The organism is Streptomyces sp. NPDC006510 (genome assembly GCF_040611955.1).
In the GTDB taxonomy this organism is placed as follows: domain Bacteria; phylum Actinomycetota; class Actinomycetes; order Streptomycetales; family Streptomycetaceae; genus Streptomyces.
Map to the genome: position 1 here is coordinate 1 of NZ_JBEXPH010000201.1, position 14,048 is coordinate 14,048.

At 70.6% G+C, this 14,048-nt stretch carries 14 protein-coding genes, 1 tRNA gene, 1 other RNA gene and 1 pseudogene; 8 read left to right on the plus strand and 9 right to left on the minus strand.

What is annotated here, in order from left to right; translation table 11 throughout:
- The 7 genes and pseudogenes from ABZY11_RS36780 to ABZY11_RS36810 form a co-directional block, all read right to left on the minus strand.
- Positions 1-824, minus strand: a pseudogene (locus ABZY11_RS36780) (PucR family transcriptional regulator); the annotation flags it as partial.
- A gap of 7 nt (positions 825-831) precedes the next feature.
- Complete coding sequence (locus ABZY11_RS36785) at positions 832-2,088, minus strand: cytochrome P450 (protein WP_356483330.1); 1,257 nt, start codon at positions 2,086-2,088, stop codon at positions 832-834.
- Positions 2,089-2,179: 91 nt separating this feature from the next.
- Positions 2,180-3,580, minus strand: a complete 1,401-nt coding sequence (locus ABZY11_RS36790; RefSeq protein ID WP_356483331.1) for an FAD-dependent oxidoreductase — start codon at positions 3,578-3,580, stop codon at positions 2,180-2,182.
- Positions 3,570-3,806 (minus strand): ferredoxin, encoded by a 237-nt coding sequence (locus tag ABZY11_RS36795; RefSeq protein WP_356483332.1) that lies wholly within the window; start codon positions 3,804-3,806, stop codon positions 3,570-3,572. Before ABZY11_RS36795 ends, ABZY11_RS36790 begins: the two co-directional genes overlap by 11 nt.
- A gap of 429 nt (positions 3,807-4,235) precedes the next feature.
- Entirely contained in the window at positions 4,236-5,372 is a 1,137-nt protein-coding gene (locus ABZY11_RS36800; RefSeq protein WP_356483343.1) for a mannosyltransferase family protein, read from the minus strand.
- 219 nt (positions 5,373-5,591) lie between these two features.
- Positions 5,592-6,053, minus strand: a complete 462-nt coding sequence (locus ABZY11_RS36805; RefSeq protein ID WP_356483333.1) for a hypothetical protein — start codon at positions 6,051-6,053, stop codon at positions 5,592-5,594.
- Entirely contained in the window at positions 6,046-6,543 is a 498-nt protein-coding gene (locus tag ABZY11_RS36810) for a SigE family RNA polymerase sigma factor (RefSeq protein ID WP_356483334.1), read from the minus strand. The genes ABZY11_RS36805 and ABZY11_RS36810 overlap by 8 nt, the downstream gene beginning before the upstream one ends.
- Before the next feature lie 819 nt (positions 6,544-7,362).
- Here ABZY11_RS36810 and ABZY11_RS36815 point away from each other — a divergent pair.
- From ABZY11_RS36815 to ABZY11_RS36830, 4 genes are read left to right on the plus strand one after another with little or no spacing between them, the layout of a single operon-like run.
- Positions 7,363-7,644 carry a hypothetical protein gene (locus tag ABZY11_RS36815; protein ID WP_356483335.1) on the plus strand — a complete coding sequence of 94 codons (282 nt, stop codon included), beginning with the start codon at positions 7,363-7,365 and terminating at the stop codon, positions 7,642-7,644.
- Positions 7,645-7,662: 18 nt separating this feature from the next.
- Entirely contained in the window at positions 7,663-7,941 is a 279-nt protein-coding gene (locus ABZY11_RS36820) for a hypothetical protein (protein ID WP_356483336.1), read from the plus strand.
- Positions 7,942-7,989: 48 nt separating this feature from the next.
- Positions 7,990-8,163 (plus strand): hypothetical protein, encoded by a 174-nt coding sequence (locus tag ABZY11_RS36825; protein WP_356483337.1) that lies wholly within the window; start codon positions 7,990-7,992, stop codon positions 8,161-8,163.
- Positions 8,145-8,558, plus strand: coding sequence for a DNA-binding protein (locus tag ABZY11_RS36830; RefSeq protein ID WP_356483338.1), 414 nt, complete (start codon positions 8,145-8,147; stop codon positions 8,556-8,558). Before ABZY11_RS36825 ends, ABZY11_RS36830 begins: the two co-directional genes overlap by 19 nt.
- Positions 8,559-8,690: 132 nt before the next feature.
- On the opposite strand, the gene ABZY11_RS36835 is transcribed toward ABZY11_RS36830, so the two are convergent.
- The gene (locus ABZY11_RS36835; RefSeq protein ID WP_356483339.1) at positions 8,691-9,935 is read right to left on the minus strand and encodes a plasmid pRiA4b ORF-3 family protein; all 1,245 of its coding nucleotides are present in this window, start codon (positions 9,933-9,935) and stop codon (positions 8,691-8,693) included.
- Positions 9,936-10,046: 111 nt separating this feature from the next.
- Here ABZY11_RS36835 and ABZY11_RS36840 point away from each other — a divergent pair, with 111 nt between their 5' ends.
- Both ABZY11_RS36840 and ABZY11_RS36845 read left to right on the plus strand, forming a co-directional pair.
- Positions 10,047-10,769, plus strand: coding sequence for a hypothetical protein (locus tag ABZY11_RS36840; protein ID WP_356483340.1), 723 nt, complete (start codon positions 10,047-10,049; stop codon positions 10,767-10,769).
- Positions 10,770-10,808: 39 nt separating this feature from the next.
- On the plus strand, positions 10,809-12,140 hold the full coding sequence (locus tag ABZY11_RS36845) for a helicase-associated domain-containing protein (RefSeq protein ID WP_356483341.1): 1,332 nt from the start codon (positions 10,809-10,811) through the stop codon (positions 12,138-12,140).
- A gap of 211 nt (positions 12,141-12,351) precedes the next feature.
- On the opposite strand, the gene ABZY11_RS36850 is transcribed toward ABZY11_RS36845, so the two are convergent.
- A tRNA-Ser gene (locus tag ABZY11_RS36850) sits at positions 12,352-12,439 on the minus strand.
- 132 nt (positions 12,440-12,571) lie between these two features.
- Here ABZY11_RS36850 and ffs point away from each other — a divergent pair.
- Positions 12,572-12,668, plus strand: an RNA gene (ffs, locus tag ABZY11_RS36855) — signal recognition particle sRNA small type.
- A gap of 74 nt (positions 12,669-12,742) precedes the next feature.
- The coding region (locus ABZY11_RS36860; protein ID WP_356483342.1) for a DNA polymerase III subunit gamma and tau at positions 12,743-14,048 on the plus strand (1,306 nt) is incomplete at its 3' end.

A 14,048-nucleotide genomic window follows, 5' to 3' on the forward strand; every position in this document is an offset into this window, starting at 1 on the left:
CAGGCGCTGTGGAGCACCGACGGTGTGGTGCGGCTGCCCGCCGCGTCCTCGGCGAGCGGCCGCCCGTCGGCGGCGGCCCAGATGGACCCGAGCACCTCGGACCCGTGGCGCACCGCGATGGCCAGCCGCTCGGCGTACCGGTCGTCGGCGGGCAGCCGCACCACACCGTCGGTGCTCCACAGCGCCTGGAAGAAGCCGCTCTCGCGGAGTTCGAGGACCCGCCAGCGGGGGACCTCCTGGCCCAGGATCGTCAACCGGCGCATCGGATCGGGTTCGTGGTCCAGTCGCGAATAGGCCAGCACCCGCGACTGCGGATCCTCGATCGTGATGGCTCCGCCGACCAGGTCCGCCACCGTATTGGCCAGCCCGGACAGATCGCCGAGCCGCAGCCCCGCCACCCCGGCCGGGGCGCTGTGCACCAGAGCGGTCCGCAACTGCCCCAGCACCTCCGTCCACCCCTGCCCCGGCCGCCGGGTCAGCAGCGCCGTACGCCCTTGGCCCGCCGCCTCCACCAGCGCGGCCCGCGGCCCCCGGCCGCCCCGCCGCATCACCACGGCCGCCGCCCCGGCCCGGTCGGCACCGCGCAGCACATCGACCGCCTCGGGCGAGGCGACCTCCACACCGATCGCGAGCAGGATCAGCCCGGACGCCGCCCACGTACCGTCGTCGCGCTCCTCGCCGGGGTCGTGCAGCACCACATCGGCCACCGGCACACCGGTGCCGCGCGGCGCCACGACGACATCGAGCATCCCGGGGGCGATCAGCCCGAGGATCTGCTCCAGCGAGGGCCCGGTGTCGCGCCGGTCCGGTTCGTGCGTCGGCATCCACCCATCATGTTCCGGACGACCGGCTCCAGGAACCGAGGCCGTCGAACGCGACGTTCAGATGACGGGGCCCGCGCAGCACGGCGTTCTGCCGGTACGGGGGTGGGTCCTCCACCAGGCGCGGGCCGTCGAGCCTGCGGGCGAGCGCGGCCAGGGCGAGCTGTGCCTCCAGCCGTGCGAGGGGTGCGCCGAAGCAGTTGTGGATGCCGCTGCCGAAGCCGAGATGCTGGATGTCCTGCCGGTCGGGGTCGAAGCGGTCGGGGTCGGGGAACCGTTTCGGGTCCCGGTTGCCGGAGGCCAGGACGAGCCAGACGGAGGCGCCCTTGGGGATGGTGGTGCCGGCGATGTCGATGTCCGCGAGGGTGGTGCGCTGCGGCAGCAACTGCACGGGGGGCTCGAAGCGCAGGAGCTCCTCCACGAGCGGGACGGCCAGCCCGGGGTCGTTGCCCAGCCGTTCGAGGACGTCGGGGTTGCGCAGCAGGGTGAGCGTCCCGTTGGTGATGAGGTTGACCGTGGTCTCGTGACCGGCGATCAGGAGCAGGGCGGCGGTGCTGAGCACTTCCATCCGGGTCATCCGACCGTCCGCGCCGTGCTGGGTGACCAGCGCGGAGAGCATGTCGTCGCCGGGCGCCCCGCTGCGTTCGTCGATCAGCCCGGACAGGTACATCCCCAGCTCGGTGCGGGCCTCCTGGGTGGCGCGGCGGCGCTCGCCGGGGTCCTGGTCCGGGTCCGGGTCGAGGCCGGCGGCGATGGTGTCGGCCCAGGAGTGGAAGCGTTCCTCGTCCTCGCGCGGAATGCCCAGCAGCCGGCAGATCACGGTGACGGGGAAGGGGTACGAGAAGTCGTCGACGATGTCGACCTGCTTCCGGTCCCCGAAACCGTCGATGAGGTCGGCGACGATCCGGGCCAGTTCGCCGCGCATGTCGTACACGTGCCGGGGCGATTCCGGCGGCCCGAACGGGCGCATGGTCATACGGCGCAGCCGGTCGTGCTCGGGAGGGTCCAGCCTGAGGAAGGCGGGCGGCAGCGGCGAGGCCTCTTCCTCCTGGAGCAGGGTGCCGGCGGCACTGGGGGAGAGGTTGCGGGCGTCCGAGCTGATCCGCGGATCGTGCAGCAGACTCTTGATCTCCCAGTACGTGCTGACGACGAACAGCTCGTCGCCCTCCTGACGCACCGGCGTCTTGCGGAGCTCGGCGTACAGGGGGTACGGGTCGGCGCGGTTGGCGTAGTCGACGATCTGCCGCAGGAGCGTGTCTTGCGTCATGGTGGCGGTCCTTGCTGGCGTTCTCGGTGGCGTCCGTGACGGACGTGGGGGCAGCGGTCGTTCCCGGGCCGGGGCGCGAACCCGGCGGTGGTCAGAACCGGGCGGGGGTGAAGGTGATCCGCTGGTCCGTCGGCGAGTAGCCGCTGACGGTGACGGACGGCCCGTGGGTGGGCAGTGAGGGGTCCGGGAAGTCGGCCGGGACCGGCCGCAGACCTTCGGGGCGGCGGTCCACCGAGGAGTACTCCGGGGGGAACGGAGCCGCCGATTCGATCTGCCGCTGGTAGAACTCCAGCCACTTCGTCTGGTCGAAGGAGACCGCGGCGATGACCCGGCCCTGGTATCCGTACACGCCGGTGAAGCGGCGCTCGGCGAGTGAGCCCTGGGCGACGATGATCTCCTCGCCCAGGGACGGGACGCCGACCGACTTGATGTTGACCCCGAACTGGGAGGACCAGAAGGCCGGCACCCACAGGTGCGGGCGGCGCTCGGAACTGCTGCTGATCATGTTGTGCGCCGCGGTCGCGGCCTGCACGACAGCATTGCCCCAGTGCTCCAGGGAGAGGAACTGGTACCCGAAGAGCGCGTGCGGGGACCGTGCGACATCACCGGCGACGAAGATGTCGTCGGTCACGATGCCGCGGACGTCGAAGGCCCGGCATCCCGCGTCGCAGGCGATTCCGCGCGGACCGGCGCCGAGCCCGGATCCGGCCAGCCATTCGGTGTTCCGCGTCGCGCCGAGCGAGACGACGGCGACATCCGCGTCGATGGTGGTGCCGTCGGACAGATGGGCACGCCGCAGCCGGCCCGCCGAGTCGCCCTCCAGCCCGGTGACCATGATCCCGCAGCGCAGGTCCACCCCGTGCTCGCGCTGGAGTTCCGCGGCCACCTGGCCGATCACCCCGCCGAGCGCGCCCACCAGGGGCGCCGGCCCGCGTTCGGCGACGGTCACCGGCAGTCCGCGCTCGCGGCAGGCCGAAGCGATCTCCGAGCCGGTGAAGCCCGCGCCGATGACGAGGACCCGGCGGGGCGACGCCGCCAGTCGCCGCTGGAGGCGGGCCGCGTCGTCGCGGGTGCGCAGTACGAAGACCCCGTCCAGCTCGGCCTCCGCCTGGTGCGGCCACGGCCGGGCACGTACACCGGTCGTGATCAGCAGCCGGTCGTACTCCACCTCGTCGCCGTCGGCCAGCCGCACCCGCCTGGCCGCCATGTCCAGCCCGGTGGCGGCGGTTCCGAGCCGCCAGCGCGCGTCGAGCCCGTTCCGCCGGGGCAGCTCGGTGCGATCGGCGGACGCGTGGCCCAGCAGGACCTGCTTGGAGAGCGGCGGACGGTCGTACGGCTCATGGGGCTCGTCACCGATCAGCGTGAGTGAACCGGTGAAGCCCTCCTGCCGCAGGGTCTCCGCGGCCCGGAGGCCGGCCAGGGAGGCGCCGACGATCACGATCCGCCCCTCGCGCCTCAGCCACTCCAGAGCGCCGTCACCGTCACCGGACACCGGACAGCCCCTCTTCCACCGCGGCCGGTGCGTCGTCCGGGTCCTCCACCAGGATGGCCTGCACCGGACACGCGGCGGTGGCGCGCAGCACCTGCTCGCGCTGCGCCTTGTCGGCGTGCGGGTTGTACAACAGGGATTCCTCGCCGTGCATGGCGAAGACATCGGGTGCCAGGAAGGCGCACTGTGCGTACCCCTGGCACCGGTTGAGATCGACGACAAGCCTCATCGATGGGCCGTCCTTCCAAGTAGTACCCCCGCGGTATCCCCGCCTCAGCGTGCGAGGGCCGTTCCGGATCCGCGAGCACAGGCGGACCGATGGAGTTATCGCCGGACCGGCGGGTTCGCGGCGCCGGCCACGAGAACGTGGAGGCTGACGACCGGGGCCCACAGGGGAAGGCCGGCGCGGACCGGGCGACGCCGCTCGTCATGAAGGGTTCGGGTACGAGCCCGCCGTACGTGCGGAGTTCGGGGACCGGTGATCAGCACCTGGGTGGGCTTCGCCGACTCCGGCCGGACGGACCGGCCCGGTTTCCGCGGCGCGGACGGGTACGTACGGACGCCGGCCCCGGACATCTGGGGGCGCGCGGACTTCGCCCGGGATCACCACTGCCGGTTCCGGAAGAACCACGGCCGACCCGGGCGGTGGGCCGGCCGGTCAGCCGGCCCACCGCCCGGAGAGGAAGGTGATGGCGAAGACGGTCATCAGGGGGGCCGCGACGGTGAGGTAGGCGGTCTTGACGCGGGGCCTTCGCAGGCTCCAGGCGGCGAGACCGGTCCACAGCGGCCACCACAGGAGCGTCGCGCGGGGCATGGAGGTGTACCAGTAGGAGGTGCCCAGGGCCCACAGGCTGAGGCCGATGTACGTGGCCTCGGCCCACCGCCGACGCCGGACCAGCAGGCCGCACAGGACGATGCCGATCAGCATGGTGAGGAGTTCGGCCTGGGACATCAGGGCGTACCCAGTGGCCTGGGAGTGTCCGAAGGCGGCGTGCCAGGTGTTCTTCCAGGCTTCCCAGGGGGCATGGAAATCGCGGTACCAGCCACGTTCCTCGGCGTGCTTCCAGGCCATCCAGTCGGCGGTGTGCGCGTGCAGGTACCAGCTGTAGAGGAACGGCGGCAGGGCGGGCAGCGCCAGCCAGGGCAGACGGCGCCAGTCGGCGGCGGTGCGCGCGGTGACCAGGAAGTGGACCGCGAGGGCCGCGGCGAGGAAGAGGCCGCTGACCCGGACGGTGGTGGCCAGGCAGGTCAGAACGGCCGCGAGCGGCCAGTTGAGCCGCTGGGCGGCCAGCCAGGCGGGCAGGGCCAGGGCGAGGAAGAGCGCCTCGGTGTAGCCGGCGGCCAGGAAGACCGCACAGGGCGAGAGCAGGAAGAACAGGGCCGCGCGCGGACCGGCGTCGGCCTGCGGCAGGTACAGCCGGGCGATACGGGCCAGGGCCAGCACGGCGACGCCACCGGCGACGAGGGATATCAGCGCACCGGCCGCCGGCCAGCTCGGGACGACGGTGTGTACGGCCCGCAGCAGGAACGGGAAGCCGGGGAAGAAGGCCTCCCTGTTGTCCCAGTCGGGTGTCCAGGGACCGCTCTGACCCGGGAAGTAGCCCTGCTGGGCTATGTGCAGGTAGTGCCACCAGTCCCACCGCTGCCACGACGAGAGGACCGAGGCGGCGTGACGGGTCTCGTGGTCGTCGGGGAACAGCCAGCGGGTGCAGTAGGCGGTGGTCCAGATGCCCGCCCGGGTCAGCAGATAGAGCCAGAGGACCTCGCGGTCGGCGGGCCCGAGCCGGAACAGCAGCCGGGCGAAGGGCTTCGCGCCCGGCGTTGGGGCGTCGCGGGGCGGCCCGGGAGCGGTCCTGGCCCGGACGGGCGGATGCTCGCGGTGCCGTTGGGGGGTCGAAAGGCTCACAACACGATCTCCTGGGTCGATTCAGCGCACACCGAATGGCTCGGGCAGGTGCCACCAGGGGCACGGGAGCCGGACGTCGGGCGGGAGTGGCCGGAGAGGCCGGGAAGGTCAGGGAGGCGGGAGGGTGACGCTCCCGCGGGGCGTGGTCGGTGTGGTCGATGGGCTCTCGCCCGGGGTGGTCGGTGACGTCGACGAGCCGGAGGAGGGGGTGCCCGACGGCGGCGAACTCGTCCGGCGAGAAGCGGGCGAGGAAGGCGAGGAGGACGAGGAGGACGAGGAGGGCAAGGAGGGCAAGGATTTCGGCGAGGGGGAGAGCCGGGGCGAGGGAACGGGCGACGGCGTGTTGGCGGGGACGGTGGTGCCCGTGCTGTCCGGCACCAGCGAGGCCACGGCGGCGCCCGTGCCCGAGAAGATCAGACAGGCCCCGACGGCCAGCGCGACGATCCGGCGCCTGCGCACTCGTTCCCCGCGCTCGGTGATGAACGAGGCCGGAGCGGAACGTGCCTGCGACTGGCCGACGGCGGCGGCTTCCTTGAACAGGGACCTCAGTGGGTCGTGGGATTCAGACACAGGGCCCCTCCTCGGTACGCGGATCCTGCAGACGATGAGAGAGCGTGGCCCGGCCCCGGGCCAGATGGGTCTTGACGGTGCTGGCCGCCAGGCCGGTCTCCGCGGCGATCTGTTCGACGGACAGATCGCAGACGTAGTGCAGCGCCAGCGTGCGCCGCTGTTTGGACGGCAGCCCCCGCAGCGCCTCCACCAGGGCCACCGTCTCCGGTCCGGGCGCCTCCGTATGGGGCGGGGCACCACTGCGCTGCCAGGCATCCGCCGCACGGCGCCGCCCCCGCCACCGGCTCACCGCCAGCCGCCAGGCGACGGTACGGATCCACGCCTCGGGCTGCCCGTCACGGTCGAGCTGACGCCGCCGGCTCCAGCCCTTGATGAACGCTTCCTGCACCACGTCCTGCGCTTCGTGCTGGTCGCCGAGCATCACGAACAACTGCCCCGTCAGCCGGGCAGCCGTCTGCGCGTAGAACTCTTCGAACTCCTCGACGGTCAACAAAAAACTCCTGGATCTCCTCGGTCTCACCGGGCATACGCCAGGCACCCCCCGTCCGGACGACACCGGACCCGAAGAAATCGGGTGACGGTGATCACATGGCCCCCGGACCGGGGTGTGCCGGAATCCCTGATCACCGGCATCAGGACATTTAACAGAAAGAGGTGGCGAACCTCTTGACCGGGGCGAAATTGGGAGGAGAATCGTCAATACACCAGAAAACCAGAGCGAGCCGCACCGCCGATGGAGACGTCCGTCGAGCCGAGTGACCCACTCGTTGGCTCTGGCCAGGCCCCCGGCAGATCCTCCGGGTCCGGAGCTTTCAGTGACGGCTGGAAGTCCTCGGAACCGAGAAGGACTACCGGGGACTGCATGTGTGCCCCCACGAAGGAGCCCATAGCCGCTTGTTTCCCCCGGACGGCGTTCATCCGGTCGTACGGGCCACCAGGGGGCGGCCGCGCTGGGCCTTCCTGACCCGGTCCTACTCCGTGAGTGGTCGGGGCGCCATTCCCGGATGTCGTCGTCGAAGTCGCCGTCGCGTACGTCGTGCAGAGCGGCTGCGCAGCCGGCCTGGATGGCCTGGTTGATCAGCTGGTGCAGCTCGGCCGGTGAGACCGAGAGCTCTGCTCCCGAGCAGAGAGTGGCGGCGGCATGTGTCGGTCACAGCCCAGCGGGAGTTCGGCCTGGGGCCCGCCCTCGTACCCGGATGGGTTCTTGATGGCTTCTTCATAGGTTCTTCAAAGAGGTCCTCGTACGGTCGTCGCGTTCCGGATACAGCGGGTCCGGGCGCAACGGCGGTTACGTAAGGAGCTCTTGGGGATGAGTGCGCGTCGGTGGTTCGGGGGCCGGTTCCTGGTCGGAGCGGTGGTCGTGGTGGCGATGACGGTGACCGGCTGCGGTGGCAGCGACGACAAGGGCGGCGAGGTGGCCTCCGCCGACAGCGGCAAGCCGACCGCCAGCGCCTCGAAGCGGGCGTCGAGCGAGCTGTCCGAGTACGTCGAGGGGCAGCGCAAGTGGGTCGGGTGCCTGCGCGACGCCGTGTTCGACGCGCCTGACCCGGACGCCAAGGGCAAGGTGGACCTCGGCGACGCTTCGAAGTAGAAGAAGGACCCGACCGCGTTGAGGGCCCAGGAGAAGTGTGCGGACCAGGTGCTGCCGGTTCCGGAGAGCGTGGAGAAGGGGCAGCAGCCCGAGCTGTCCAAGGCGGAGATCGCCAAGAACCAGAAGTACGCGAAGTGCATGCAGGAGAACGGCGCCCCGGACTTCCCCGACACCGACGAGACCGGCCATTTCCGCGACGTCACCTGGGACTCCACGTCGGCCGACGGCAAGCGGGCCGCACGGGAGTGCGCCTCGATCATCGGGATCCCGGCCGACGCCCCCTCGCCGAAGGGCTGAGAGGACGTGCGTGGCTGGGGGGTGGCGAATGACGTGGGTGGGGTTCAGATGACGGACGACGATGTCGGGGCGGCGGAGGCGTACACCGACCGGCCGGGAACACGACGGCGCAGGCGGGGGCCGATCCTGATCGCCGGAGGCTTCGTGCTGGTCGCGGCGGTGAGCGTCGTCGGCGCACTCGGCCTGTTCGCCGAGGAGGGGCAGTGGCTCGCCGCAAGCTGAGTCACGATGGCACCCTCGTTCTCGACTGCGAGGGCCTGTCGAAGCTCGTCAGTGATCACGAGCCCGTCGTCGCCCTCATCGCCGAAGCCCGCAGGCGGGGCATGGAGGTGGTCATCACCGCACTCACCATCAACCAAGGGGTGCATCGCCGGACCGACAAGGCGCGGCTCGCCTGGGTCCTGTCCGGCGTGCGGATCGTGCACATCGGCGACGAGGAGGCCAAGGCCGCCTCAGCCATGCTGATCAACGCCGGGCTGCATGGTCACAAATACGCCATCGACGCCGCCGTGGCCGAGATGGCGCTGCGTCAGCGCCGCCCGGTCGTCATACTCACCTCGGACATCGACGACATGACGAAGCTCTGCGGCGACAGAGTGCGCCTCGTCGCCGTGTAGTCGATGCCCAAGAGCCGAACGCCGGGGACGGAAGGTCGATCCGTACGTCCTTGCCCGAGCGCGGTGGGACCGGTTGACCAGTCGTCTAGCACCCAGGGCCGTGAACGGCTGCGAGGCCGGACGCCTCGTCTTTCATGGTGCCGTGAGGTGCGGCAACCGCGTGTTGGCCTCGTCCGGCGTGAAACGGTCAGGGGCGAATTCCGTGGCGGACCGAAGTCCGAGCCACTCCAGCATGGCGTGGTGTTCTTCATGCGCCGGGTCGGCGAGGATCACTTTGAGATCGCTGTAGCCGGGGCTGCCGCCGCAGTCCTCGGGCGGGCACGCCCCGGCACCGTCCACGCAGTGCGGATAGTGAAGCCCGGCTGTGGCTGTCTGGAGCTGCTCCACGGTGATGAGGTGCTCCCAGGAGTCCCCGAAGTCGTACGTGTACACGAAGTGGGCACCCGGCTTGAGCAGGGCGCCCAGTGCGGCGGTGCGCTCGTCGCGGAAGCCGAGTTCGCCGCCGGGGCGGCCGTACCGGACGCCGTCGACGGTGAACGCGTGCATGTGGCAGTTCTGCCAACCCATCGCGGCCTGGATCACGGAGTGAAGCCGGTCCAGGCGGATCGAGGCCGACACCAGCAACTGCCGCCAGACCCGGGGGTCGTCCACGTCGGCGAGCTCGACGAGGATCCGCAACACCGCGTCGCCGGGCTCGGGCTCGCCGCGCATTCGAGCCGTCTCGATGCGGCCGTCCGCCGTCAACTCCGTGGTGTCCTCCGTGAGATGGACCGCTCCCAGGGAGGCGAGGGCCTTCAGGACCCGTCGGACGTCGTGGTCGTTGGCGGTGCGCAGATGCCCCAGACGGTCGGGAGACAGGTCGTCGAGCACGTACAGCGGGCTGACCGCCTGCCACACCACCTCGTACAGGTCACTGAGCGGCACCGGGGTCGTGGCCGCGTACAGCCCGTGCAGCAACGCACGCAGGCCCCGGTCGTACTCGTGCGTGAACAGGGATTCCAGCCAGCCGGAAACCGTCACGGCCGGGCCGATGTGCGGCAGCGCGGAGAACAGGGCGCCACGCAGCTCGTCGGGGCGGTCCAGCAGCTTGGCGTTCTTCTTCACCGGCAACAGGCGCCCGCCTGCGGTCCGCAGCAGTCGTGCCGCCTTCGCCCACTCGACCAGCAGCGTGAGGTGGTACAGCTCCTCGCTGGACTTCGTCTTGAACTTACGGTCCCCGATCACCGGGTCCATCCGGTCGCCGGTGTCCAGAAGCTCCACCAGTGCTCGCGCGTCGGCAAGCGTCATACGGCCGGTCTGGGTCAGCTTGCGGCCCGCGCCTACCCAGCCGACCAGCGCTCGCACCTGCTCGACGGTCCTGCCCACTGACTCACCCATGCTGCCCTGCCCGTTCCGGCTCGTCTCCTGTATCCCCCGATCCAGGATGGCAGCACCGCCGGCGCACCCTGTTCTTCGCATGAGGCGACACGGAAGTGGCAGACTGTGACGGTGACCACGTACGACGAGGAACTGCTGGCCCGGGTCCGGGAGATGAGGGAGCGCGGCAGCGCGCCGAAGCAGATCGCGAAGGCGCTGGGGCTGCGTCCGGCCCAGGCCACCGCGCTGGTCAGACGGGTCGCCGAGGCGGCACTGGCGAACGTCGCGCCGGATGAGCGGCCGGTGGTGGGCTGCTGGGTCAACGCGGGCTGGAGCGCGGGACTGGACCTGGCCGAAGCCCCGGACTGGGCGGCGGCCGACCCTCTCGGCCAGGAGCCGGACCCGGACACAGGCGGCTTCACCCAGATCCTCCTGGCCCGCCAGGAACGTGCCAGCAGGGTGACCGTCACCGGGTTCCTGGTGGACGTGTACTGCCTGGGAGTCAAGAACGTCACCGATCCCGAGGCGATGGGGTCCGGATCCCTGACCACTTACGCATCGATGTACTACTCGGCTTTCGATCACCGGCCTCTGCCGATCGGCGTGGAGCAGGCGCAGACGATCGTGCACGATGCGGTCGCCTACGCCCGCGGTCTTGGCTTCGAGCCAGCGGGCGGCTTCGCCGACGCCGCAGTGCACCTGGGTGCCCCGCCCGGCGACCGGCCCGTCATCGGCTTCGGCCGGGACGGCAAGCCGTTCTACCTCTCCGGCCCCTACGACAACCCGCGCAAGGTGGTCCAGATCCTCGAGCGCACCTGCGGTCCGGGCAACTACGACTACGTTGCCCATCTGTAGGAACGGGACGCGAGCGGCACGCAGCGGGGAACACGAACAGTGATACCGGTCGAACAGCAGCAGGAGCCCACCGGCGCTCCACGGGTCCGGCACACCGAGCACGAGGCGCAGGCCAACCTGCTGGCGGTGCTGCGCCTGTGCATGACGGAGAAGCTGCGGTGCAGCGAAAAGACCCACCGCCCCAGCACCGCCACCGTCTCGGCGGTCGCCGACGTCCTGGACTGCGGCGACTTCTATCCGCACGAGGCCATCGCTGCCTTCGCCTGGCCGATGCTGCTCCAGGCAGCCGGCCTCGCCCAGCTCACCGGCGGTCGGCTGGTGCCGACCACGCGCGGGCGCGCCGCGCTGACCCGGCCACCGCACCTGACCATTCCTCAGCTGTGGCAACGCTGGCTGAACAACAGCCTCCTGGACGAGTTCTCCCGTGTCGAGGAGATCAAGGGCCAGCGCTCGGCGAACGTCCTGACCGCCGCCAAACCGCGCCGCAAGCTCGTCGGCCAAGCGCTGGCCGGCCTCACCCCGGGTGAGTGGACGTCCATCGACGGCCTGTTCACTGACATGCGCGCGGCCGGTCTGGATCCAGTCGTCCACCGCAGTGAACGCGCCCTGTGGAAGCTGTACCTGGAGGATCCGCAATACGGCAGCCTCGGCTACGACGGCCACCACGGCTGGTCCCTCCTCCAGGGCCGGTACACCCTGGCGGTGCTCTTCGAGTACGCCGCCACGCTGGGTCTCATCGACCTCGAGTACGTTCCCCCTGCGGGTGCCCGCGATGACTACCGGGACAACTGGGGTGGCGACTACCTCGACCAGCTCAGCCGCTACGACGGCCTGTCCGCACTCCGCCTCAATCCCCTGGGCGCCCACGCCGTCGGCCTCACGGACGACTACGCCCCCGCCCAGGTCGCTGCCTTGACCGTCCCGACGGGCAGGGTCACCGTCCTGGCGAACTTCGACATCGTCGCCCTCGACGTGCTGCCCTCCGCCGACACACTTCTCCTGGACGCGTTCTCCGACCGGAAAACCGACCGGGTCTGGACGCTCACCACCGCTTCTCTTCTGCACGCCCTCGACCGCGGGCACACCCTCGACGAGCTCCGTGGCTACCTGGACCAGGCCGCCTCGCACCCCGTGCCCCAGACCGTCACTACCCTGCTCGATGACACCGGCCGTCGCACCGGCCGACTCCGCGATGCAGGTCAGACCCATCTCATCGAATGCGCGGACGAGACACTGGCAGCCCTCATCGTCAGCGACCGCCGCCTGCGCGTGCTGTGTACCCGAATCGGCGAGCGCCACCTTGCGGTCTCCCCCGACCGTCTGCCGACGTTCCGCAAGGCCGCCCTGGCCCTGGGCTACCCGCTGGCCTGATGGCACGAGGAGAACCGCTTCGGGGCCCCTCTGACCGAGGCCGGGCCGCGCGTCGTTGAGTGACCACTGATTGTCGGCAGAGGGCGCGTTCGCCGTATGGGTAAAATGTCTTAAATGTCGGAAATAACTGAGACCAAGAGTGAGACCACCAACGTCGAAGGGCCCCACCGCAAGCGGTGGGGCCCTTCGACGTATTGCCCGGTGAGAGCAATGGCGGAGGATACGAGATTCGAACTCGTGAGGGGTTGCCCCCAACACGCTTTCCAAGCGTGCGCCCTAGGCCACTAGGCGAATCCTCCGCGGCAAACAATACAAGACGTTGAGGAGTGCTCGCGAACCCGTTCCGCCCGGCCTCCCCTCGGGCTCGTTCGGGAGGGCTTCGGTGGGTGGGGGGAGTGGACCGGCAGGGGTGGGGATCGGCTAAGGTGGGCGTCAGCCCCTCACGTGGCGCTATCTGACTGAACTCCCCCAGGGCCGGAAGGCAGCAAGGGTAGGTCGGCTCTGGCGGGTGCGTGGGGGGCCCTTGTGTTTCCGGGGAGTGCCGGGCGGTGCTTCGCCCGGTCCGGGGCCGGTTGTCAGTCGGCCCGGATAACCTCGTATGTGTGTCGTCCCTTGCGCTGTACCGCCGCTACCGCCCCGAGTCGTTCGCCGAGGTCATCGGGCAGGAGCATGTCACCGACCCGCTGCAGCAGGCGCTGCGGAACAACCGGGTCAATCACGCGTACCTTTTCAGCGGTCCGCGCGGCTGTGGCAAGACGACCAGCGCGCGCATCCTGGCCCGCTGTCTGAACTGCGAGCAGGGGCCGACGCCCACGCCGTGCGGGGAGTGCCAGTCCTGCCGGGACCTCGCGCGCAACGGGCCGGGTTCGATCGATGTCATCGAGATCGACGCCGCGTCGCACGGTGGCGTGGACGACGCCCGTGATCTGCGGGAGAAGGCGTTCTTCGGGCCCGCGTCGAGTCGTTACAAGATCTACATCATCGACGAGGCGCACATGGTCACGTCGGCGGGGTTCAACGCCCTGCTGAAGGTGGTCGAGGAGCCGCCGGAGCACCTCAAGTTCATCTTCGCCACGACCGAGCCCGAGAAGGTCATCGGCACCATCCGGTCGCGTACGCACCACTACCCGTTCCGTCTCGTGCCGCCGGGGACGCTGCGCGAGTACCTCGCCGAGGTCTGCGGCAAGGAGAACAGCCCCGTCGAGGACGGCGTGCTGCCGCTCGTCGTGCGGGCCGGGGCCGGGTCCGTGCGTGACTCGATGTCGGTGATGGACCAACTGCTGGCCGGCGCGGGCGACGACGGTGTGACATATGCCATGGCGACCTCGCTGCTCGGCTATACGGACGGCTCGCTGCTCGACTCGATCGTGGACGCCTTCGCGGCGGGCGACGGGGCCGCGGCGTTCGAGGTCGTGGACCGGGTGATCGAGGGTGGCAACGACCCGCGCCGCTTCGTCGCCGACCTCCTGGAGCGGCTGCGCGACCTGGTGATCCTGGCCGCTGTGCCGGATGCCGGGGAGAAGGGGCTGATCGACGCCCCCGCCGATGTCGTCGAGCGGATGCAGGCCCAGGCGTCCGTCTTCGGTGCCGCCGAGCTGAGCCGCGCCGCCGACCTGGTCAACGAGGGGCTCACGGAGATGCGCGGGGCGACCTCGCCGCGGCTCCAGGTCGAGCTGATCTGCGCCCGGGTGCTGCTGCCCGCGGCCTTTGACGACGAGCGTTCGCTGCAGGCCCGGCTCGACCGGCTGGAGCGGGGCGCTTCCTTCGCGACCACGGGCCCGGGGCCCGCCATGGGGTACGTACCAGGGCCGGAAGCACTGGCCCATGCGCCCGCACCCGCGGCACCCGTCGTGCAGCCCGGTACGGGACCCGCTGCCGCGCGTGCGGCGGTACGGGGCGAAGCGCCCG

Bases quoted from the DNA above. Each gene is read 5' to 3' on its own strand.
- ABZY11_RS36785 (WP_356483330.1), bottom strand. From the start codon at position 2,088: ATGACGCAAGACACGCTCCTGCGGCAGATCGTCGACTACGCCAACCGC.
- ABZY11_RS36795 (WP_356483332.1), bottom strand. From the start codon at position 3,806: ATGAGGCTTGTCGTCGATCTCAACCGGTGCCAGGGGTACGCACAGTGC.
- ABZY11_RS36815 (WP_356483335.1), top strand. From the start codon at position 7,363: ATGAGTGCGCGTCGGTGGTTCGGGGGCCGGTTCCTGGTCGGAGCGGTG.
- ABZY11_RS36825 (WP_356483337.1), top strand. From the start codon at position 7,990: ATGACGGACGACGATGTCGGGGCGGCGGAGGCGTACACCGACCGGCCG.
- ABZY11_RS36835 (WP_356483339.1), bottom strand. From the start codon at position 9,935: ATGGGTGAGTCAGTGGGCAGGACCGTCGAGCAGGTGCGAGCGCTGGTC.